Below are 21423 nucleotides of genomic sequence, written 5' to 3'. Positions count from 1 at the left end.
GTTACGTGGGCTGATCGATCCCGAAAAAGTGTCTGGCGTTTTCCCCGCAGGCTGTCCAGACTTCTTCCACGGGAAGTTCCTTGATCGCGGCGATCTTCCTGGCCGTGAAAACGACCAGGGCGGGTTCGTTGCGTTTTCCCCGGTAGGGATCGGCCGCCAGATAGGGACAATCCGTTTCCACGAACATCCGATCAAGAGGAATCACGCGGACCGCTTCCATGAGTCGGGTGTTTTTTGTGTAGGTCACGGTCCCGGGGATGGAAAGTTGCCAGCCGTGAGAGAGGAGTTCGCGGGCAAGATCCCGCGATTGCCCGAAACAGTGCCATTGCAGGGGGTAATCGTGAAACCCCATGTCCAGCAGGATGCTCAGCGTGTCCTCTTCGGCATCCCGGGAGTGAATGGCCACCGGGAGACTCAGTTCGCGGGCAAGCTGCAGCTGGTCCCTGAAAAGGCGTTGCTGCTCGCTTTTAAAGGTCGTGTCCCAATAGTAATCAAGCCCGATCTCGCCCACGGCGCAGAGTCTCGGGTCCTTTCGAAACAATCCTTCCATCCGGGAAACATCCTTAGGATCGGCCGTACCCGCATCTTCGGGATGAAGTCCCATGAGGAAAACGACATCCTTGTGGTCCGCAAATCTGGATACTCCCCGCACGTAAGGGTCAGGTCCCAAAAAAATAGTCGCCACACCATTAAGCCCGGATTCCCGGGCCCGATCGAGCACCTCGTCAAGATCCTCATCAAATTCCCGGGCATCGAGATGGGCATGGGCGTCCATCCCTGTCCTTGGAAGCTCCAGCGACTGGGGCAGGGGACGTTTTTTCTTTTTCCCCATGGATCTAGGCGTTCCTCTTCCCGGCCTGCCAGTCCTCAAGACTGACGGCCTCATCCACAAGCATCACCGGAATCTCTTCTCGAACGGGATACACCTTGTTGCAGGCATGACAGATCAATCCGTCCTCGGGTTCGGTCAGCTCCAGCGGACCCTTGCAAACGGGACAGGCCAGAATATCCAAAAGTTCCTTGTTCAGTGCCATGCTTCTCCTCCACGCCTAAATAGTCATACAAATGTATACAAAAACAGGACACGCGTATGTGCCCACCACGCTCACACATGCTGCCATGCACTCAAGACCGGTACACCTCAGGTTCGATAGTCAGCATTGATCCTGATATACTCTTCGGTGAGATCCGAGGCCAGAAGTTCGTATCTGCCCCGTCCTGTTCCCAGAGAAATTCGCAGAATGACTTCATCTCTTTTCAAGACCGGTGCCAGAATACTGTCCCAATCTCCATCCACGGGCTGACCCTTGTCAAAAATCATTGTCTGGCCAATGGCTACACAGACGTCTCCGGGATCAAACTCAGCCCCCGAACGTCCCACTGCAGCCACAATCCGGCCCCAATTAGGATCCTGGCCGTACAGGGCCGTCTTGACCAGGGGAGAATGACCGACCACCCGGGCCACAGTCTCGGCCTGCTGCCGGCTTTTGGCCCCGTCCACCTGGATGCGCAGCACCTTGGTCCCTCCCTCGGCGTCCTGAACGATGCGAAAGGCCAGATCCCGGCACAGATCAGTCAACCCGGCGGCGAGCAGCCGCTGGTCATTTTGGGAAACCACCTTAACCCCGGAGCAGCCGTTGGCCAGGGCCAGGATGCAGTCGTTGGTACTGGTGTCTCCATCCACGGTGATGGCGTTGAAGCTCGTGTCCACAGCCTTTTGCAGCGCCTTTTGCCACCAAAGGGGATCGACCTGTGCGTCACAGATGACGAACCCGAGCATGGTGGCCATGTTCGGGCAGATCATGCCCGCCCCCTTGCAGAATCCTAAAAGCCGTGTCTCGCCATTTTCCAGGGCAACCGTTGTGGTGACCAGCTTGGGAAAGGTGTCCGTGGTCATGATGGCCTTGGCCATGTCCAGGGAAGAACTGTGTCCGAGATTGTCAGCAAGGGCGTGTGTCCCTTGCTCGAACAGATCCATGGGTACGTGGTCACCAATGACCCCGGTGGAGGCAACCAGAACCTCCTCTGGATCGATCCCCAAAGGGGAGGCAATCATCTCCCGGGTGGCAAGGCACCTGCGGATCCCTTCCTCGCCGGTACAGGCATTGGCCTGACCCGCATTGACCATGATGGCCCGGGCCGTGGGTGAATCGGCCAGGGATTTTTGTGAAACCACGACAGGGGCGGCCTGAAACCGATTGGTCGTGAAAACCCCGGCGGCGGCGGCCGGACAGTCGCTTACAACAAGACTCAGATCAGAACGGCTGGCATATTTGAATCCGGCTTCAACAGCTGCGAACCGGTATCCTTTGGGCAGGTCGAACATCTTCCGACTCCTTGATAAAATGATCTGTCGTGATCTGCAAAAAAAAACGCCCGATCATGTAACCATGACCGAGCGTTTGTACTCGTTTCACCCCTTGAACACAAGGTGTGGACACAAAGGGATCATCGACCGCAGCACTGTTTGTACTTCTTGCCGCTGCCGCAGGGACAGGGATCGTTGCGTCCCACTTTGGGCGCGGATCGGCGAACCGGTTCCTTTTTCTCCTGGCCGGGTTCTTCACCACCGGCGTATTGGAGCTCCTTTTGTTCCTCGTGCTTGAACTCTTCTTCCCGAACCACCTGCAATTGCAGCCGGGTCAGAGGCTGAAAGGTGTTTTCCTTGATCCTGAACAGCAGATCCTGAAACAGGGAAAATCCTTCCCGCTTGTACTCCTGCTTGGGATCCTTCTGCCCATATCCGCGAAGGCCGATCCCCTCTTTGAGGTGATCCATGTTCAGCAGATGTTCCTTCCAGTTCCGATCCAGGCTGTCCAAAAGAAAGAACCGCAGGATTTCGGCATACTGGTCCCCGGCATCCTTTTTCAAATCCGCGAACAGAGACATGATCCCCTCCACGGCCTTTTCCCGGTGGGGAAGTTCCGTGGAATGATCGGCCCTGCGCAGATTGAAAATTTCATCGAGCTTGCTGCGGATCATGGACCGGGTTTCTGCATCGGCGTCATCCCGGTTTCCGGATTCCATGGGCGCGTAAACCTCGTCCAGGACATCGTCCATGAATTCTTCGATGACGTTTTCCATGTCCGTGGTGGTCATGAGATCCCGGCGCAGGGAATAGATAACCGTGCGCTGCTGATTCATGACGTCATCGTATTCCAGAAGCTGCTTGCGGATGTCGAAGTTGTGTCCTTCAACCTTGCGCTGGGCATTTTCAATGGCCCGGGAAATCATCGCGTTTTCAATGGACTGGCCTTCTTCCATGCCCAGTTTGTCCATGAGCCCGGCAATACGGTCCGAACCAAAAAGACGCAGAAGATCGTCGTCAAGGGCCAGAAAAAACCGGGATGACCCGGGATCGCCCTGACGGCCGCTTCGTCCTCTGAGCTGATTGTCGATCCGTCTGGATTCGTGACGCTCTGTGCCTAAAATGTGCAGTCCGCCCACCTCCCGGACACCCTCGCCAAGGACGATATCGGTTCCACGACCGGCCATATTCGTGGCAATGGTCACCCTGCCCTTGTGCCCGGCCTCGGCTACGATCTCGGCCTCCATTTCATGCTGTTTGGCATTGAGGACTGAATGGGGGACATGGAGTTTCTTGAGTTGGTTGGAAATAAGCTCGGACTTTTCAATGGATGTCGTCCCGACAAGAACAGGCTGCCCCTTGTGGTGCAGCTTGTTGATCTCCTGAACAATAGCCGCATACTTCTCATCCTGATTGCGATACACGGCATCGGGAAAATCCTTGCGCTGCATCGGCTGGTTGGTCGGGATGACCATGACGTCCAGGTTGTAGATCTGGCGGAATTCCACGGCCTCGGTATCGGCTGTTCCGGTCATCCCGGCCAGTTTATCGTACATGCGGAAATAATTCTGAAAGGTGATCGAGGCCAGGGTCTGGTTCTCCGCCTCGACCTTGACATGCTCCTTGGCCTCCAAAGCCTGGTGCAGTCCGTCGCTGTAGCGCCGGCCCGGCATGAGCCGACCGGTGAACTCGTCGACAATGACGACCTGGCCGTCCTTGACGATGTAGTCCACGTCGCGGGCAAACATGGCATGGGCCTTGAGCGCCTGCAGAATATGATGCTGCAGGGTGATGTTGGCCGGATCGAAGAGGTTGTCCACCTTGAGGATCTCTTCGCACCGGGCCACGCCGTCATCCGTGAGCATGGCGGTCTTGGCCTTTTCGTCCACGGTATAGTCGGTCTCTTTTTTCAGCAGGGGGATGATCGCGTTGATCCGCCCGTACAGGGAGGTCGATTCCTCGCCCGGTCCGGAGATGATCAGCGGTGTTCTGGCCTCATCGATGAGAATGGAGTCGACCTCATCCACAATGGCGTAGTTGAGATCGCGCTGAACCAGCTGCTCCTTGTAAAATTTCATATTGTCGCGCAGATAGTCGAACCCGAATTCGTTGTTCGTCCCATAGGTAATATCCGCGTTATAGGCTTCCTTGCGCTGGGCGTCATCGAGCCCGTGGACAATGACCCCAACAGTAAGGCCGAGGAAATTGTACAGTTTGCCCATCCACTCGGCGTCACGGCGGGCCAGGTAATCGTTCACCGTGATCAGGTGAACGCCCTTGCCCGTCAAGGTGTTTAAGACAACGGGCAGTGTGGCGACCAGGGTTTTTCCTTCACCGGTCTTCATTTCCGCGATCTTGCCCTGATGCAGAATGACCCCTCCGACCAGCTGACAGTCGAAATGCCGCATCTCAAGGACCCGCTTGCTCGCTTCACGGACCAGGGCATAGACTTCGGGCAGAAGCGCATCAAGGGATTTCCCTTTGGCAACCTCTTCTTTCCAGGCCGCAATCTTTTGGGGAAACTCCTGATCGTCCAGTCCGGTGAACTGGGGCTCCAGGGCATTGATCCGCTCCACCATCGGACGGAGTTTTTTCAAAAACCGCTCGTTTTTCGAGCCGAATACTTTTTTGACGATTCCAAACATAGTATGTGTATAGTGTGTTAGATGATGAGACGCTGTCTTGATGATACAACCAGTTGCAAACAAAACCTTTGAGGTTGCCGACGTATCGCACCGGCATGCCACCTAGGGTGGAAGAGCCGTCTAAACCAAAACCCCGTGGTTTACAATCACGTGCTCGCTGCGCTCTTTCCAGCCATCCAGCCCGTTGAAAATGCGGCCATCAGATTGAATCCGCCGGTGTCTGCCTGGATATCAAGGACCTCGCCGGCACAGAAAAGCCCGGGACAGATCTTCGATTCCATAGTCTTGGGATCGATCTCCCGGGTAGCGATACCGCCGGCGGTGATAATGGCCTCCCGCAAGGGACGATGACCAGTGACGATCAGCGAAAACTCCTTGAGCCAGTTCCGCAGTTTCTTGCGCTGCTGCGCAGTAATCTGATGGGCTGGAAGATCAGGATCCAGGCCGAGTTCATCCAGACAGACAGGGATGAGCGAGGCCGGCAACAGGCCCTTGAAAAGCGTTTTGGTCTTTTTCTTTCCAAAGGTATCGATATCGCGCAGAAGTCGGACATCGAGCTGCTTGTGATCCAGAGCGGGCTTGAGGTCGATGGTCAGCCTGATCTCTTTGTCCGCCTCGAGTCCCTGCACCACCTTGTGACTCAAGGTCAAAATGACCGGACCTGAAACCCCGAAATGGGTAAAAAGCATCTCTCCGAACAGGGAATCAGCTTTTTTCCCGTCCATCCAGACATTGACCTGGATATTTTTAAGGGCCAGTCCCTGCAGGCGCCTGGCGGTTTCCCCGGCCGTGACCAAAGGGATCAATGCGGGACGGATGGGAATAATGGTATGCCCGACCATGGTTGCCAGACGATATCCGTCTCCAGTGGAACCCGTTGCCGGATAGGAGGCCCCGCCAGTGGTCAGGATGATCGCGGAACCATTGAATTCACGCCCATCCTCGGTGATTACCCCGCGGCAGATCCCGTCTGTTACGAGCAGTCCCATGACCGATGTCGAGGTCCTTATCACCCCGCCTTGCTGCGTAAACAACCGGGTCAACGCAGCGATGACATCCCCGGCCCTGTCGCTTTCAGGGAACATGCGCCCGCCCCGTTCAGTCTTCACCGTGACCTCGTTCTCCTCAAGCAAAGCGATCAATTCCGAGGTATAGAAACGGGAAAAGCATTGATACAGAAATTTACCATGGGGGAAGAAATGGCCGATAGCCTCCTTCATGGATGCCGCATTGCAGACATTGCACCGCCCTTTTCCGGTAATGGCCAGCTTCCGCCCGACCCGATCCTTTTTCTCGAGAATCGTGACTGGCCTGCCCTGACGGGCAGCAGCTATTCCAGCCAAGAGCCCTGCGGCACCGCCGCCGATTATGATGATGGGTAAAGACATAGGTAATACGATTCCTCGAATTGAGACGATGACGAGCAGGAGACGGACAAACTAACTCAGTACATAGTGATTTGAGTGCGCAAAACGCAGCAGGGCACAGTACACAGTGCGCAGTACACAGTGAAAAGCTTTACTCGGGACGAGTGGATTTCCTGAAAGCGTTCACTCGTACTGGATCGAATTGCAAAAGAAATAAAACTGCGCACTGCGCACTGTGTCCTGCGCACTTCTTATTTTTTCACTGCGCACTGCGCACTGTGTCCTGCGCACTTCTTATTTTTTCACTGTGCCCTGCGAACTTCTTATTTTTGCACTTTGTTACCCTTTCCCCGCCATCTCCCGGGCTGTGTCCCGTTTGACAGCGCGTTCCTTGAGATCCTGCCTGTGGTCGTGAAGTTTCTTGCCCCGGCCCAGAGCGAGTTCAAGTTTGATCCGACCATTCTTGAAATAGATTTTTGTAGGAACCACGGTCAGGCCTTTTTGTTCCACCTTCTTCATCAGCCCCTGGATTTCGCGTTTGTGCATGAGCAGCTTGCGCGGACGATCCGGGATATGCTGGGCGTACCCGGCATTCTCGTACTCGGCGATGTGTACCCCGATCAGAAAGGCTTCGTCTCCCTGAAAGTTCACATACCCGTCCATGAAGCTGATTCGCCCCTCGCGCAACGACTTGACCTCGGAACCGGTCAGCACCATGCCCGCCTCGATAAACTCCTCGAGTTCGTAGAGATGACGGGCCTTTCTGTTCAGCCCGATAATTTTTATCTTGCCTGATGAGTTTGACATAAAAAGACCAAGAGTGCGTCGCAGTGCACAGTACGCAGTACACAGTGCGCAGTTTGATGGCTGTTCCTGGATAATGTGTATGAAACGCCTGATTTGAAAACCCAAACAAGCAGGTAAGATCATACGAAGAGAAGTAAACCCCTTCCCCCACGATCATTCACAAAAAGCCCCGGCCAAAAAAAGGGATCTCCCCTTTTCACGTCGAAAAACCAGCCCTTCCTGCGCCCTGCCTCCTGCGCCCTGCCTCCTGCCTCCTGCTCACTTCATTCCTATCTATCCCCGTCCAGAAGCGAGGTATAGAACATGAGCTCGTCGGGAAAGCGCCGGAAGATCATCTCCTTGACCAGGACATTGCTCCCGGCCACGGAATCGCTTTCCAGAACCTCCTTTAAAAGATATTTGCAGTCTTCCATGGTCACCTGGCGAATGATCCGCTTGATACCCGGAATGGCCTGGGGGGTCAGGCTGATGCTGTCCACCTGCATGCCCATGAGAATGGGCACACAAAAGGGATCCGCGGCCATTTCACCGCACACGCTGACCTCGATCCCGGCCTGGTGGGCGGCATCGATGACCGATTTGATGCTTGTGACCACGGCCGGATGCAGAGGCTGGTAGAGATAGTCCACATGCTTGTTGGTCCGGTCAATGCCCAGGCAATACTGGATGAGGTCGTTGGTGCCGATGGAAAAAAAATCCACTTCCTGGGCCAGGGAATCGGCCACGGTCACAGCAGCAGGGACCTCGACCATGATCCCAAGGGGGATATCCGGATTGTAGGCCACCCCCTCCTTGCGCAGCTCCTCCTTGACCTGAAAATAGAAGGACTTGACCTCCTTGAGTTCATGGAGCCCGGAAATCATGGGAAACATGATAGACACATTGCCCTTGATCCCGGCGCGAAGGATGGCCCGAAGCTGGGTCTTGAAAATTTCCTTGTGGGACATGCAAAACCGGATCGCCCGCAGCCCCATGGCGGGATTGGCCTCTTCCAGGGAACCGAAAAAAGCGACCTTGTCCGCACCCAGATCCAGGGTTCGGATGATCACCTTGGCCGGGGCCATGATTTCTGCCAGTTCGCTGTAAATCTCGATCAGTTCCGCTTCAGTGGGAAACGAGGTCCGGTTCATGTAGTTGTACTCGGTTCGGTACAGCCCGATCCCCTCCCCGCCGTTATCGATCACCGAGGTGACCTCTTCAAAGAGCTCGATATTGGCAAGTACATCCACATGATATCCGTCCCGGGTCTCCCCGGGAAGATGGCAGACCCGGGAAAGACTGCGTTGATAATCCTCGAATCGGTACTGCAGATCCGTGTACTTGCCGAGTTCGTCCTCAGTGGGCTGGATCAAAATGCGCCCGTTGAAGCCATCCAGAATAACGATCTGGTCATCCTCGACAATCCCGTCGAGTTCCTCCACACCGACAACGGCGGGAATTTGCAAGGATCTAGCCAGGATACCTGCATGGGAGGTTTTTCCACCCATGACCGTGGCAAAGGCCATGATTTTGTTCACTTCCAGCTCGATGGTGTCGGCAGCTGTCAGATCATGGGCCATGAGGATGACCCGGTGACTCACCTCGGTCATCTCCTGATCCTGGCCGGTAAACTGGTTCATGACCCGCTGAGAGACCAGCTTGACATCCTGCATCCTCGCCCGGATGTACTCGTCATCAATGGTGCTGAACATTTTTTCAACATCATCGACCGCCTTTTCAAGGGCCCATTCAGCGTTGATCCTGAGATCAGCGATATAGTTCATGGCATTTTCGCTGAGCTTACGGTCTTTTAGGATCATCAGATAGGAATCGATGAGGGCGCCGTGCTCCTGAAGTTCGCGGGGCACATTCGACCGGATACGCTCGAGCTCATCAAACGCCAGTCCGATGGCCGTTTTGAGACGCTCCTGTTCCTGCTCGACAAGCTCTTCCCTGACTGCCTGGCGAGGGGCCTGGGACATTCTGTTCTTGTTCAGAAAAAACGCCCTGCCTATGGCGATTCCCGAGGAAACGGGTATTCCGGTCAGTACATGTTTTGCCATCAGCGATCCTCTCCAAAACGCTCCTCAAAAAGACGAACAATGTTGGTCACGGCCTCGTCGGCATCACTTCCCCAAGCCTTGATGCACAAATCCGTCCCCCTTTGGGCAGCCAGACTCAAAATATCCAGAATGGATTTGGCATCGATTTCCCGCTCATCCAGGACAATCTTGATGGTTGCAGCATATTTCTGGGCAATCTGGGCCAGTTGCGCCGCCGGCCGGGCATGAAGCCCGAGCTCATTGCGCACGCTTATGGTTTTTTCAAGAACAACACCATCACACACGTAACCACTCCGTATATCGTTTTCCACCGACCCATCCCGGATATGATTCACTGTCCGAAAACGGCAGATTTGTAATAAAAACGACGTGCTCGAACTGCCCGGCGTCTCCAGCCGGTCAGCCGTGCACCCAGGGAAGTATCATCGGCATGGCCATGACCAGGACCGCCAACAAGATGATGATCACTTCCCGAGCCCGGTAAAAGAGCGTGCCCAGCCAGGCCAGAAACAGAATTCCAGCGGTTCCAACAATCCATGACAGGGGCGTTTTCTGACCCGGCCAGACAATGAGCCAGAATATGACAAGAAGCACCGCATTGACCACCTTGATCCGGGCGGACCAATTGATCAGATTCCAGGATTTGAGTCGGGCTAAAAAGGGTATTCCCTGGCTGATTCCCTTCCAGAACGTGTACAGCTTGAACCCTTCAAGCATAAGGATCCAGGTCACCGCCCAAACGAGAGCGACCCAGTCCAGTTTCAGGGCCAGAAAAATCATGGTCGACAGGGACCAGAAGACATAGATGCTCCCGCCAAACAGGGAATCGCCCACTGCTGAGAGGGTATAGGCGATGGTGCTCTTCATCTTGGGAAGGGCCCTGGGCGGGAGAAGTCCCTTGAGGATCTTCTTTTCCATGTAGAAAAACAGACCGACCAAAAGGGGTGTCCAGCAGGGGTGGGTGTTGTAAATCCTGAGATACCGTTTCCTGGCCTTTTGCAGGTCATCCACCGAAGTGTAGAGCAGACGCAGGCCCGGATCCATGGCATAGGAAAGGCCGATATTCTGCATCCCGCGGGTGTTGATGCATGCCCCGACCAGATAGGTGCGCAAGAACATGCGCACGAAAACGGTGAGTTCCCTGCTGACCATGAGTGTCCCGGCATCCGCCCGGCTGTATGCAATCGGACGATGTCTTTATTTCTCAGCACGCATGCGCTGCTGTATGGCGTAAACATCCTTGGCCGTCCACCCGGTAACCCGGGCGGCAACCCGCTTGGCCACGGCACGGGGCTTGTCCCCTGACGCGGCTTCCTGGCCAAGCAGTTCCATGACCCGCTGCTGATCGGTCGGTTCACCGGCCGATACTCCCGGACCGATGACCAGGGTGCACTCTCCCTTGATTTCCATGGCCGCGAGGGACTCGATATCCGCTGCGTTGCCTAGAGAACCAGGGATGCATTGCTCATGGGTCTTCGTCAGTTCCCTGGCCACGCAATAGGACCGATCCCCCAGGATCTCGCGGGCAATATCCAGTGAAACAGGCAGACGATTTTTTCGTTCAAAAGCGACCAGTGTGGTCTGGATCGCCGCATAGGGAGAAAGGACCGCCTGGATATCACTTTTCCTGCGGGGCAGAAAGCCCAAAAAGGTGAACGGTGTCGTGGGCAGACCGCAGGCCATGAGCGCGGCGATGGGGGCACAAGGTCCGGGGACCGGGGAAACATCGTATCCGGCCTCTCTGCAGGCCCGGACGATGACATAGCCGGGATCGGAGATGAGCGGGGTGCCCGCATCGGAGATCACGGCCACATCCGTTCCCTGCGCCAATGTCTCCAGAACCAGAGAGACTCGCGAGGCCTCGTTGTGGTCAAAGGCGCTGACCATCCGACCGTGGGAGATGCCCAGACGCTGGCAGAGCAGCCCGGCCCGGCGGGTATCCTCGGCAAGGATCAATCCGGCCGATTGTATCACCTGCGTTCCCCGCGGGGACATGTCACCAGGGTTGCCAAGGGGTGTGGCGACCACCCATAATTTCGCTTGCGTCGATGACATTTTTCTCGTGTTCCACCTGGACATAATCGGGACGCATCCGCAGACCGATCAGATCGAATCGGGCAGGCACTTCCCAAAGCCGGTTTGTGCTCAAATAGGCGGCAGCCGCTTTGACCAGCCGTGTTTTCTTGCGCATATCCACAGCCTCGCCAGGCTCTCCGAGACTGCCTGGACCGCGGGATTTGACCTCGACAAATATCAACTCCCCGTCACGTGAGCAGATGATATCAAGCTCTCCCTTTCTGGTCCGCCAATTGCGCTCGATGATTTGATATCCTTTCTCGATCAGATAGTCACAGGCAACATCCTCACCATAACGTCCTAGCTCTCCAGCCCCGGAAGACATAGGGATCTCTCCTTGGAACGGGGTATGTCCCCCACCCCTTTGAACGTCATTCTGTGAAGGGGACAGGGGCCTTTTTGCTGCAAAATTTCCCAATGCATCCTGGTCCCGTAGCCCTTGTGAGCGGCCAGACCATAGCCGGGAAAACGGCGATCCAGGTGGACCATGAGTCGATCTCTGAAGACCTTGGCCAGGACCGACGCCGCTGAAATACAGGCCACTTTGGCATCGCCGCCAATAACAGATTCCTGAGGTAGAGAAAAGGGGATTTTCTGATTCCCATCAACCAGAACATAGGCGGGGACCACCCGCAGGGTAGATACGGCCCTGCGCATGGCGACAAGAGATGCCTGAAGGATATTGATGGTCTCGATCTCCCGGGGCCAGGACACGCCCAGCGACCAGGCCACGGCCTGTTTTTTGATCAGGGGTTCGAGACGTTCGCGACCGGCACGGGTGAGTTTCTTGGAATCACCCAATCCTAAAAGATCGTATGAGACGGGAAGAATGACAGCCGCAGCCACAACCGGACCGGCAAGACACCCTCGCCCGGCCTCGTCCACCCCGGCCACCTGATCGGGTGGCGGGCTTGTCGGACTCGCGAAAAGATTCATAGAGGGATTGGACGTACGCAGTACGCAGGGCGCAGTGCGCAGTGCTCAGTTAAAAAACAGGGTTCATCTTTTGCGGAAAAACCCGCAACGAATATCGTCATCCCGACGAAGTCCGGGATGACGTTTTTTTGTGTCGGCGTCAGTGGGTGTCCGTGCCCGTCCGTAACCTGTCATCCGTCTTCCGGCCTCTGCATTCTATTCCACTGGCCCAAAAAAAATCGGGTCTGGAGGCAACCCCCAGACCCGATCCGGCAATCTTAATCCCAGCTGTTCCTGCTCTTGATCCGGGCGGCCTTCCCCTTGAGCTTGCGCAGGTAGTAAATGCGTCCCTGGCGAACCTTGCCTTCGCTCACGACCTCGATCCGTTCGATCCCGGGTGAGTGAATGGGAAAAATTCTCTCAACCCCAATGCCGTCGGAAATCTTGCGAACCACAAAACTGGCATTGGTCGTGCCACGGTTGAGTCGCAAAACAGTCCCCTGAAAAACCTGGGTCCTTTCCTTTTCACCTTCAATGATACGGACATGAACCCGGACGGTGTCACCGGCCTTGAAGGTGGGCACGTCATAACGCATGTGTTCTCTTTCGATCGCTCTGATTTTATCCATGATGATGTTCTCCTTGATACCTCTGTTGTCGATCAAACCGAAGCGGTCCGAAGCCAGACCAAAATTCGCGACGACAACGAACGGAATCCGCAGAAAGTATGTGTTACCCGTGCCCGTTGGGACACGTCTATACCGACAATTGTCAAAAAACTCAGTAGATGTCGCTCAAAAGCCTATCGATCATGATCGACGCTGCCGAGCGTACTGAAAGATGATTGTACCGTGATAAAAAACGAACCGGCCGTGTCAGTCCATCAGCCTGTTCGATGATGGAATCGGCCAGCCCCGAACCCGTCCCCAGGACAAGAAGAACCGGTCGTTCGTTGAGAACGGGTCGCAGATCCACAAGGGGCATATTCCCCTCGCGTGCGCTGGTGGCTGCCACATAGGGGATTTCACCAGTCACGTCCCGGACGTGTCTGATGGCCTCGGCAAGATCGTTTCGCACAATGACCTTGCTCAGAGCCTCTTTTCTGTCCGGGTTGAAACCTGATCCGCTTCCCTGGGACCAATGATCGATGATCCTGGACGCAAGGACCTGCTGATCCTTAAGAGGCGTACAAATGACATAGCCCCCCAGACCATATGTCGCGGAAACGCGCGCTATATCGTGAACATCCAGGTTTGTCAAAGAGGTTGTCACCTCTTTGCCCGCTTTGTTCAATACGGGATAATGAACAAGAGTAACGAAAAGATTCCGCCCTCTTGATGCAATATTTCGACCCCGCAAAAAGCGGATATCCTCTTTGGTCAACGGGGCTGACGCAAGCATCTCGGGCCGGTGGGCAAGGGTCGCCTCAAGGGATTGTTCCCTGCGCCATGCAGCTATCTTGCCGTGATCTCCGGAGCGAAGGATTTCCGGAACCCTGAGTCCGGCGTATGTTTCCGGGCGGGTGTAGTGGGGATACTCGAGCAGCCCGGAGGTAAAACTCTCCTCATCCACGGACTCGTCATGCTGCATGAATCCGGGAAGCAATCTGGCCACCGCCTCCATCAGACACATGGCTGCGGATTCCCCGCCATTGAGCACGAAATCCCCCAGGGAAACGGGCTCAACGGGATAGAGGTCCTCGATACGCGCATCAATGCCCTCGTAGCGACCACAAACAAGGGTCAGTTCGGATTCCCCGGCAAGCTCACGGGCAAAGTCCTGGGTCAGCGGCCTTCCCTTGGGCGAAAGCATGAGCGTTCGTGGACGGCCCGGAATACTTTCAAGGGTTCGCAGCAGGGGATCGGCCATCATGACCATTCCCGGTCCGCCGCCATAGACTCTATCATCGGTATTGTGATGCTTGTCCTGGGAAAAATCCCTGGGCGAAATCACCTCTACCGCAACCAGCCCCTTTTCAATATTGCGTGAAACAAGTCCGCAGGAAAGGGGCGAGGTGAAGTACTCGGGAAAAATGGAAACAATGGTGAACTTCATAGATAGACGTCCAAAAGCCCTTCGGGGGGACGGATGACAATCCGCCTGGCATCGAGATCGATGGAAAGCACAAAATCATTTTCTGCCGGAAAAAGTATTTCCTGGCCCCGGGGTGTCAGGATGGTCCATACTTCGCGACCGGAAAAACTCTGGACTGCATCGAGGCGGCCAAGATGCTCGCCCTGCTTAAGCGAGACCTCGCATCCGACGAGCTGATGGCAAAAATACTCCCCCTCTTTCAGGGCGGGAAGATCCCGCGACCGCATCAAAATGTCCGCGCCGGTCCATTTGAGCGCCTCCTCACGCAACCCACCAAATCTGTCCAGGCGGAGGATGACCCGGTTCCCGTGAGGCTGCCACCCTTCAACTGAAAAGGGTTTGGGCTTGTGTCCCTCACGCTGCAGATAGATCCTTGAAATGCGGTCCAAGAGAAAAGGGGAGTCTGCATAGATGTCTATGCACAGCTCCCCCTTGAGACCATGAGGTCTGAGGACTTTGCCGATAGGGACCAGAGTGATCTTATCCATCAGAGAAGACTCCCTGTCGCATCTTCGGCCAGGCAGGGTTCTGTCCCCATCCCGTATTAGAAAGCATCATTCCAGAATTTCGAGGACAGCCCTCTTTTTGAATTTTGTCGAGGCCGCGCCAAGGATGGTGCGCATGGCCCTGGCCGTCCGCCCCTGCTTGCCGATCACCTTGCCCAGATCCTCCTTGGCCACCTTGAGTTCGAGCACGGATGTCTGCTCGCCCTCGACCTCGGAAACCACGACCTGGTCGGGATAGTCGACCAACGATTTTGCAATGTATTCGATAAGACCCTTCAGCATAACCACCTCCGCCGCAAGCTCATGTTGTATCACTTGGTTCAGTCCAGCCCATGCTCACCCGCCACGCTTGGATCATTGCCGCTTTGCATCACACGACCGCATCCGGGATACCAATGGACATATCGATCACAGAGGATGATGTGCCTCTCGCCCGGAAACGGTTTTTCCATATAGCGTGAAAAAAGAATAAAGGGCAAGCAGGAGGCGGGAATTTCCTTGTCTGACAGGGGCATCGCCCTGAGGAACCCGTGACAATCAGGAGCTATTCGCCTTTTTTCTGCAGCAGGGACCTGACCGTGTCGGACGGGATGGCGCCCTGTTCCAGCCAATAGGTGATCCGTTCGTCTTCCAGCTTGACCTCGGGGGGCTCGGTCATGGGATTGTAGTAGCCCAGAAATTCCAGGGGCCGACCATCCCGGCGGGTTTTGCTGTCAAGGGCGACGATTCTGTAAAAGGGTTTTCTCTTGGAACCCATGCGGGTCATACGGATTTTAACTGCCATGATGATATATCCTCTTCATGAATTGGGTTTAGAAAATCTATTTGTTTTTGTAACTATTCAGGTGCATTTCTCAAGAATCAGAATTACGAATTTAAGAAATTTAAGAGATTTAAGAAATTACAAGCGGTTAGCGTCCAGGTCCTCAATTTCTAAAATTTCTGAAATCCTTAAATCTCTGAAACTTACGGGCTGGCACTCAAATCTAACGATATATTCCAGCCTGTTGCTCCTGCTAAATTTTGACCTGCATAGTTACTTATTTTTTCTGCTTACGCTTCATCTGTTTGAGTTTTTTCCGCTTGAGACGCTTTTGCTTGATTTGGGCGGAGGCGTTCTTGGGCATACCGGGAATGGGTTTGCCCTGTTTCTGTTTGCCCATCATCTTTTTCATCATTTTTTGCATCTGCTCAAAATTCTTGAGCAACGCGGTGACATCGGCAACCGTTGTCCCGCTTCCTGTGGCAATGCGTTTTTTTCGACTCAGGCTGATCAGCTTATGATCTTCGCGCTCGGCAAGGGTCATGGAACTGATGATGGCATCGATGCGGGTCAGCTCCTTTTCAGGCATTTTCACATCCTGAAGCTGTTTACGCATCTGCCCCATGCCGGGAATCATCTTCATGATCCCCTCGAGAGAACCGAGCTTTCTGATCTTTTTCATCTGGGAACGAAAGTCCTCCAGATTGAATTCGGATCGCTTGAACTTTTTTTCGAGCTCTTCGGCCTCTTTGGCGTCAATGGTATCCTGCGCCTTTTCAATCAGGGTGAGCACGTCACCCATGCCCAGAATCCGCGAGGCCACCCGGTCGGGATGAAAGACCTCCAGATCGGAAAGCTTTTCACCCATACCAACGAACTTGATCGGCTTGCCTGTGACCGACTTGATGGACAGGGCCGCACCACCCCGGGCATCACCCTCCATCTTGGTCAGCACGATACCGGTGACATCGAGCAGCTCGTTGAACCGCTTGGCCACGTTCACGGCGTCCTGACCGGTCATGGAATCAGCCACAAAAAGGATTTCCTGGGGCTTGCAGGTTTCCTTGATGGACTGAAGTTCCTGCATGAGCAGCTCGTCGATATGCAGACGACCGGCCGTATCGAGAAGCACCACATCGCAGGCCTGTTTCTTGGCCTCTTCAATGGCCTGAGAGCAGATGTCCACGGGATTCATGTCCGCCGAAGAGGCAAACGCCGGCACGCCCAGCTCCACGGACAGCTTGTGCAGCTGGTCGATGGCCGCAGGCCTGTAAACGTCTGCGGGAACGAGGTAGGGTTTGTGTTTCTGCCTGCGCAGATGCAAGGCCAGCTTGGCCGCGGTGGTCGTCTTACCCGAACCCTGAAGACCGGCCATCATGATGACCAGAGGCGGCTTGACCGAAAGATCGAGCTCGGTGGTTGTTCCACCCAAAAGCTCGATCATCTCTTCGTGGACGATTTTGACCACCTGCTGGCCCGGCGTCAGACTCTCCAGAACCTCCTGGCCTTCGGCCCGATCCTTGATCCGCTCGATGAAATCCTTGACCACGGAAAAGTGGACATCTGCCTCGAGCAGAGCCAGCCGGACCTCCCGGAGTCCGTCCTTGATGTTCTTGGCATCCAGACGGCCGTGGCCCTTGAACCGCTTGAACGCGGCATTGAGTCTATCACTTAAGCTATCGAACATTCGTGTGTATTCCTTGCCTGCAAAAAAAGAAGTTGATCCGAATAAAGGAGAAGCGGCTCCAAGTCAAGCACAATCGGCTCTCCTGAAAATGCGGATACGCACGATCACACGCTTTGCTGAGGATGCAATGAAAAAAACGCTCTCCCTGCAGCGCATCGGATAAGCGGGGGTACATCACAAAATTCGGGAAATCGCCAAGGCAGATGCCCTCCTGTTCCTGAAGCGCCCAACGCTCTTTAGATTCTCAAATTTCCTGACTTTCTGAAATCTCTCACATTCCAACAACTTCTACCTCTGTTCGAGGTAGGCGGCCACGGCCTGTTTAAACGGCTCGGCCGAACGGACAATGACGTCCTCGGGCACACAAAAGGCGAGCCTGAATCCACCGGGGAAGCCGAATCCCGATCCGGGCACGGCCAGGATATTGGCGTTCATGAGCGCATTGACAAAGCCTGGGTCATCGAGGCTCCCTCCGGGAACCCGCGGGAAAAAGTAGAAGGCCCCCTTGGGCATGACGTACGAAATGCCCGCACCATCGAGGACATCCGCCATGGCCCGGCGTCGTTTCTCGTATACGCCGAGATCCACACCCTCGCCCAGGGCCGCGGTCAAAAGCTTCTGACCGATCGCCGGTGCATTGACAAAGCCTAAAATCCGATTGGTCAAAATGAGTCCGCCTACCAGGGTGGTGACATCCTCCATGGCCGGATTCACGGCCACATACCCGACCCGTTCCCCGGCCAGGGAGAGGCTCTTGGAAAAAGAGCCGATGACAATGCTGTAAGGATACCGGGGAAGAACCGGGGGAACCTCCTTTTTGTCATAGACCAGGAATCTATACGGCTCATCGGAAACCAGGTAAACCGGGCGGCCATTTTTCCGGCTTTGAGCCGTCAGAAGTTCTGCAAGACGGTCGAGATCCTCGCGGGAATAGATCTGCCCTGTGGGATTGTTGGGAGAATTGATCAATACGACCCGGGTCTTCTCGGACAAGGCCGCCTCGATTCCGTCAAAATCAAGGCCGAATGTTTCCTTGTCACAGGGAACCGGCCTGAGCGTCCCCCCATAATTTTGAACATAAAATCCGTATTCCACAAAATAAGGGGCCGGACAGATAACCTCGTCGCCGGGCTCGAGTACGGCCCTGAAAAAGGCGTTCAGCCCTCCGGCTGCCCCGCAGGTCAGAATCAGGTGTTCGGGACCGAGATCCGGGCACTCCTGTTCTTTGGAAAGATACTCCGTCAGAGTCTGTCGGGCATCAAGATAGCCGGCATTGGGCATATACCCAAAGGCAAAGGGCGAAGATGCCTGCTCCGCAATGGCGTGAAGCCCTCGGGCAACCGCCTCGGGAGGCGCCAGATCCGGATTGCCCAGGCTGAAATCAAAAACATTCTCCTCGCCATACTTTTTCTTCAGAACCATCCCGGCTTCGAACATCTTGCGTATCCATGAAGAATGCTCAATGTACCCAGCGACCTGTTTCGACAACGTATGCATGGATAAACTCCTTGAAAACATAATGATATAAAATTGAAAATATTGAATAAACTTAGAAAACTTAAGAGATTATAAACAGTTGGGGAGGGCTAGGATAAAAATTGAGAACTTTCAACCACCGATTGCCGATTATGTTTTGCCCCCCCTGGGAACGCCGAGCGTCTGCTCGGCACTGCGTCTGCGAACCAGCAAGAAACAGAGGCAAACGGCACGCCCGGTAGCATAACGATACTCCATCTACAATGCCCGAAAGGCCGAGCAGACGCTCGGCGTTCCCAGAAAAAGACACATCCCGCCCCCCGTCTCCCGTCTCCGTTCTTCCCGCCTTTCCTGCGTACTGCGTACTTTGTTTCCTATTCAATCTCCATCCCCTGCTTGCGATACTCGTTGAGCTTGTTGCGCAGGGTTCTGACCGAGATGCCCAAGAGCTTGGAGGCCTGGGTTCGGTTGCCTTCGGTCTGATCAAGACTTTGCATGATGAGCCTTCGCTCCATCTCCTGCAGGGGGACAACCCCATCTGTACCACCGAGGATTTCATCAGCCCGGTCATCCTCTTCAACCGGATTTTCTTCAGGGATCTCCAGAGATTCATCCAGGGGCCATTCCTCCCCGTCGAGAAGGAAATGACTCGGCTTGATAGGCGAACCGGCGGCCAGAAGAACAGCCCGCTCCATGAGATTCTGCAGTTCCCGGACATTGCCGGGCCAGGGATATTCCATGAGCCAGGATATGGCCTCGGGCGTGAACCCGGAAGATTTGAAGCCATACTCCTTGCTGTAGCGCCTGATAAAAAATTCTCCCAGGGCAATGATGTCCTGTCCCCGATCCCGCAGGGGCGGCAGCTTCAAGGGGATGACATTCAATCTGTAGTAGAGATCCTGGCGAAACTCCTTGTTCTGGACACTCTCCTCGATATTTCTATTGGTCGTGGCCAGGACCCGCACATCGACCCGGATGGTTTCGGTTCCACCCACCCGGTCAATCTCTCCCTCCTGCAGCACGCGCAAAAGCTTGGCCTGCAGGCCGATATCCATTTCGGAGATCTCGTCCAAAAGCAGGGTGCCGCCGTGGGCGAGCTCGAATTTACCGGGTTTTTTCTGGATCGCCCCGGTAAAGGCCCCTTTTTCATGCCCAAACAATTCAGATTCCAGAAGATGTTCCGGAAGGGCCGCGCAGTTCACGGCAATAAACGGTTTGTCCTTCCTGTCGGATGCCTCGTGGAGATACCTGGCAAACATCTCCTTGCCGGTCCCTGATTCTCCGGAAATAAGCACCGTTGCCCGGGAAGGTGCCACCTGACGGGCCAGAGCAAGCACCCTGCGGATGGCCGGATGAACCCCGATGATCTTTTTGCAGGACAAAGGAGCGGACACGTCCGCAGGCAAAGAGGCAGATTCTGGTTGTGCGGGCGGGGGAAGAACCGCCACGACCTTTTCCGGGTCCAGCGGTGTCAGCCAATAATCTCTGGCCCCGGCCTCGAGAACGGCCTGGGCGTTATCCACATTTCCCTGTTCTGTAAAAACAATGACCTCGATCTCCTGCTGTTCCTCAAGAATGGCGGCAAGCAGCCTGGCGGCATCGCATCCCTCGAGGTCTTCCTGGATGAACACCACCCGGGGAAAAGCATTGCGCACGGTCTTGAGGGCAAAATCACCATTCTCGGCCATGAGCACGGAAACCCCGCGCTGTTTCAATGCGGAGAAAACCGGGGTAACATGTTCCGGGCGGGATACAAAGAGGACATTGGTCGCAGACATAAGATGGGTCAGTATCCGTAAAGAACATTATTTGCAATATCGAGCGGACACCCTTGTGCTTGCCCATAAGAAGGGTTTTTGCTACAAGCCTTCATTCTTTTTAGGCCTGACAAACGCACACCGGGCCGCAATCGGCATGCGTACAGACAGGCTCCGGATTTTCCGGCCATCCCCAACCACTGGTTTCGTTTTGATCGACATACGACATATTCATAAATGGTACGGCGAACACCATGCATTGAAGGACGTTTCACTGCATGTGGACAAGGGTGAAGTTTTCGTCATCTGCGGTCCCAGCGGGTCGGGCAAGAGCACGCTCATCAGGTGCATCAATCGACTTGAGCCCATCCAGAAGGGCACAATCCATGTCGACGGGGCCGATCTCTATGCCGAAGAACTGAACCTGACCCTGCTTCGTGCGGAAATCGGATTCGTGTTCCAGCAGTTCAATCTCTATCCGCACATGACCGTTCTCGAAAATATCATGCTTGCCCCGACCATGGTCCGACGAATGGATAAAAACCAGGCCGTGGACATTGCCATGGACCTGCTCAAGAAAGTGGATATCCCGGACAAGGCCGACGCCTATCCAGGACAGCTCTCCGGCGGCCAGCAGCAACGCGTGGCCATTGCCCGAGGGCTGGCCATGCAGCCCAAGATCATGCTCTTTGACGAACCCACATCGGCCCTGGATCCGGAGATGATCAACGAGGTCCTCGACGTCATGAAGACCCTGGCCAAGGAAGGCATGACCATGATCTGCGTGACCCACGAGATGGGCTTTGCCAGGGAAGTGGCCGACCAGGTTGTCTTCATGGACGATGGCTGCATCATCGAACAAAACACCCCGGATCAATTCTTTGCCAACCCGAAAAGTGACCGCACCAAGGATTTTCTCAAAAAGATCATCAGCCACTGATACTGAAAAAAGATTGAATAGTAAGAGAGTTGCGAGCGGG

At 55.0% G+C, this 21423-nt stretch carries 21 protein-coding genes; 1 reads left to right on the top strand and 20 read right to left on the bottom strand.

The features are described from left to right. Position 1 precedes the first annotated feature (1 nt). From ACTVJH_RS06470 to ACTVJH_RS06375, 20 genes are all read right to left on the bottom strand, one after another. Complete coding sequence (locus ACTVJH_RS06470) at positions 2-832, bottom strand: TatD family hydrolase (protein ID WP_455988660.1); 831 nt, start codon at positions 830-832, stop codon at positions 2-4. A gap of 4 nt (positions 833-836) precedes the next feature. Then, positions 837-1034 (bottom strand): Trm112 family protein, encoded by a 198-nt coding sequence (locus ACTVJH_RS06465; RefSeq protein WP_455988658.1) that lies wholly within the window; start codon positions 1032-1034, stop codon positions 837-839. 107 nt (positions 1035-1141) lie between these two features. After that, positions 1142-2326 carry a bifunctional glutamate N-acetyltransferase/amino-acid acetyltransferase ArgJ gene (gene argJ / locus ACTVJH_RS06460; protein WP_455988656.1) on the bottom strand — a complete coding sequence of 395 codons (1185 nt, stop codon included), beginning with the start codon at positions 2324-2326 and terminating at the stop codon, positions 1142-1144. Positions 2327-2448: 122 nt separating this feature from the next. After that, the gene (gene secA / locus ACTVJH_RS06455) at positions 2449-4953 is read right to left on the bottom strand and encodes a preprotein translocase subunit SecA (protein WP_455988654.1); all 2505 of its coding nucleotides are present in this window, start codon (positions 4951-4953) and stop codon (positions 2449-2451) included. Positions 4954-5099: 146 nt separating this feature from the next. Next, positions 5100-6341 (bottom strand): NAD(P)/FAD-dependent oxidoreductase, encoded by a 1242-nt coding sequence (locus ACTVJH_RS06450; RefSeq protein ID WP_455988652.1) that lies wholly within the window; start codon positions 6339-6341, stop codon positions 5100-5102. A 318-nt stretch (positions 6342-6659) separates the two neighbouring features. Further along, complete coding sequence (gene smpB, locus ACTVJH_RS06445; protein ID WP_455988650.1) at positions 6660-7127, bottom strand: SsrA-binding protein SmpB; 468 nt, start codon at positions 7125-7127, stop codon at positions 6660-6662. A gap of 269 nt (positions 7128-7396) precedes the next feature. After that, positions 7397-9169: a phosphoenolpyruvate--protein phosphotransferase gene (gene ptsP, locus ACTVJH_RS06440; RefSeq protein WP_455988648.1), complete on the bottom strand. Its 1773-nt coding sequence runs from the start codon at positions 9167-9169 to the stop codon at positions 7397-7399. Beyond that, positions 9169-9453 (bottom strand): HPr family phosphocarrier protein, encoded by a 285-nt coding sequence (locus ACTVJH_RS06435; RefSeq protein ID WP_455988646.1) that lies wholly within the window; start codon positions 9451-9453, stop codon positions 9169-9171. Before ACTVJH_RS06435 ends, ptsP begins: the two co-directional genes overlap by 1 nt. A 115-nt stretch (positions 9454-9568) precedes the next feature. After that, the gene (locus ACTVJH_RS06430; protein ID WP_455988644.1) at positions 9569-10321 is read right to left on the bottom strand and encodes a PTS system mannose/fructose/sorbose family transporter subunit IID; all 753 of its coding nucleotides are present in this window, start codon (positions 10319-10321) and stop codon (positions 9569-9571) included. Between the two features lie 45 nt (positions 10322-10366). Then, positions 10367-11224, bottom strand: a complete 858-nt coding sequence (rsmI, locus tag ACTVJH_RS06425; RefSeq protein WP_455988642.1) for a 16S rRNA (cytidine(1402)-2'-O)-methyltransferase — start codon at positions 11222-11224, stop codon at positions 10367-10369. Beyond that, complete coding sequence (locus ACTVJH_RS06420; protein WP_455988640.1) at positions 11166-11570, bottom strand: YraN family protein; 405 nt, start codon at positions 11568-11570, stop codon at positions 11166-11168. Before ACTVJH_RS06420 ends, rsmI begins: the two co-directional genes overlap by 59 nt. Further along, entirely contained in the window at positions 11546-12181 is a 636-nt protein-coding gene (locus ACTVJH_RS06415) for a ribonuclease HII (protein WP_455988638.1), read from the bottom strand. The genes ACTVJH_RS06420 and ACTVJH_RS06415 overlap by 25 nt, the downstream gene beginning before the upstream one ends. Before the next feature lie 257 nt (positions 12182-12438). Continuing rightward, a complete protein-coding gene (rplS, locus tag ACTVJH_RS06410; protein ID WP_455988636.1) occupies positions 12439-12789 on the bottom strand; it encodes a 50S ribosomal protein L19 in 351 nt (116 codons plus the stop codon). A 151-nt stretch (positions 12790-12940) separates the two neighbouring features. Then, the gene (gene trmD / locus ACTVJH_RS06405) at positions 12941-14215 is read right to left on the bottom strand and encodes a tRNA (guanosine(37)-N1)-methyltransferase TrmD (protein WP_455988634.1); all 1275 of its coding nucleotides are present in this window, start codon (positions 14213-14215) and stop codon (positions 12941-12943) included. Further along, the gene (rimM, locus tag ACTVJH_RS06400) at positions 14212-14742 is read right to left on the bottom strand and encodes a ribosome maturation factor RimM (protein ID WP_455988632.1); all 531 of its coding nucleotides are present in this window, start codon (positions 14740-14742) and stop codon (positions 14212-14214) included. Before rimM ends, trmD begins: the two co-directional genes overlap by 4 nt. Before the next feature lie 66 nt (positions 14743-14808). Next, the gene (locus ACTVJH_RS06395; protein WP_455988630.1) at positions 14809-15042 is read right to left on the bottom strand and encodes a KH domain-containing protein; all 234 of its coding nucleotides are present in this window, start codon (positions 15040-15042) and stop codon (positions 14809-14811) included. A gap of 262 nt (positions 15043-15304) precedes the next feature. After that, positions 15305-15544, bottom strand: a complete 240-nt coding sequence (gene rpsP / locus ACTVJH_RS06390; RefSeq protein WP_455988628.1) for a 30S ribosomal protein S16 — start codon at positions 15542-15544, stop codon at positions 15305-15307. 256 nt (positions 15545-15800) lie between these two features. Next, positions 15801-17210: a signal recognition particle protein gene (ffh, locus tag ACTVJH_RS06385; RefSeq protein ID WP_455988626.1), complete on the bottom strand. Its 1410-nt coding sequence runs from the start codon at positions 17208-17210 to the stop codon at positions 15801-15803. Positions 17211-17498: 288 nt separating this feature from the next. Further along, on the bottom strand, positions 17499-18707 hold the full coding sequence (locus ACTVJH_RS06380; protein WP_455988624.1) for a pyridoxal phosphate-dependent aminotransferase: 1209 nt from the start codon (positions 18705-18707) through the stop codon (positions 17499-17501). Positions 18708-19060: 353 nt separating this feature from the next. Beyond that, positions 19061-20464, bottom strand: a complete 1404-nt coding sequence (locus ACTVJH_RS06375; RefSeq protein ID WP_455988622.1) for a sigma-54 dependent transcriptional regulator — start codon at positions 20462-20464, stop codon at positions 19061-19063. 190 nt (positions 20465-20654) lie between these two features. Here ACTVJH_RS06375 and ACTVJH_RS06370 point away from each other — a divergent pair, with 190 nt between their 5' ends. Beyond that, positions 20655-21383: an amino acid ABC transporter ATP-binding protein gene (locus tag ACTVJH_RS06370; RefSeq protein ID WP_455988620.1), complete on the top strand. Its 729-nt coding sequence runs from the start codon at positions 20655-20657 to the stop codon at positions 21381-21383. Positions 21384-21423: the final 40 nt, after the last annotated feature.

It is taken from the genome of Desulfoplanes sp. PS50, assembly GCF_053851535.1.
Note: the sequence above shows the minus strand (reverse complement) of the source record. Positions and strands in the feature narration are given on the sequence as shown.

Coding starts and splice junctions, on each gene's coding strand:
- ACTVJH_RS06470 (WP_455988660.1), bottom strand. CDS start 832: ATGGGGAAAAAGAAAAAACGTCCCCTGCCCCAGTCGCTGGAGCTTCCA.
- ACTVJH_RS06465 (WP_455988658.1), bottom strand. CDS start 1,034: ATGGCACTGAACAAGGAACTTTTGGATATTCTGGCCTGTCCCGTTTGC.
- argJ (WP_455988656.1), bottom strand. CDS start 2,326: ATGTTCGACCTGCCCAAAGGATACCGGTTCGCAGCTGTTGAAGCCGGA.
- secA (WP_455988654.1), bottom strand. CDS start 4,953: ATGTTTGGAATCGTCAAAAAAGTATTCGGCTCGAAAAACGAGCGGTTT.
- ACTVJH_RS06450 (WP_455988652.1), bottom strand. CDS start 6,341: ATGTCTTTACCCATCATCATAATCGGCGGCGGTGCCGCAGGGCTCTTG.
- smpB (WP_455988650.1), bottom strand. CDS start 7,127: ATGTCAAACTCATCAGGCAAGATAAAAATTATCGGGCTGAACAGAAAG.
- ptsP (WP_455988648.1), bottom strand. CDS start 9,169: ATGGCAAAACATGTACTGACCGGAATACCCGTTTCCTCGGGAATCGCC.
- ACTVJH_RS06430 (WP_455988644.1), bottom strand. CDS start 10,321: ATGGTCAGCAGGGAACTCACCGTTTTCGTGCGCATGTTCTTGCGCACC.
- rsmI (WP_455988642.1), bottom strand. CDS start 11,224: ATGTCATCGACGCAAGCGAAATTATGGGTGGTCGCCACACCCCTTGGC.
- ACTVJH_RS06420 (WP_455988640.1), bottom strand. CDS start 11,570: ATGTCTTCCGGGGCTGGAGAGCTAGGACGTTATGGTGAGGATGTTGCC.
- ACTVJH_RS06415 (WP_455988638.1), bottom strand. CDS start 12,181: ATGAATCTTTTCGCGAGTCCGACAAGCCCGCCACCCGATCAGGTGGCC.
- rplS (WP_455988636.1), bottom strand. CDS start 12,789: ATGGATAAAATCAGAGCGATCGAAAGAGAACACATGCGTTATGACGTG.
- trmD (WP_455988634.1), bottom strand. CDS start 14,215: ATGAAGTTCACCATTGTTTCCATTTTTCCCGAGTACTTCACCTCGCCC.
- rimM (WP_455988632.1), bottom strand. CDS start 14,742: ATGGATAAGATCACTCTGGTCCCTATCGGCAAAGTCCTCAGACCTCAT.
- ACTVJH_RS06395 (WP_455988630.1), bottom strand. CDS start 15,042: ATGCTGAAGGGTCTTATCGAATACATTGCAAAATCGTTGGTCGACTAT.
- rpsP (WP_455988628.1), bottom strand. CDS start 15,544: ATGGCAGTTAAAATCCGTATGACCCGCATGGGTTCCAAGAGAAAACCC.
- ffh (WP_455988626.1), bottom strand. CDS start 17,210: ATGTTCGATAGCTTAAGTGATAGACTCAATGCCGCGTTCAAGCGGTTC.
- ACTVJH_RS06380 (WP_455988624.1), bottom strand. CDS start 18,707: ATGCATACGTTGTCGAAACAGGTCGCTGGGTACATTGAGCATTCTTCA.
- ACTVJH_RS06375 (WP_455988622.1), bottom strand. CDS start 20,464: ATGTCTGCGACCAATGTCCTCTTTGTATCCCGCCCGGAACATGTTACC.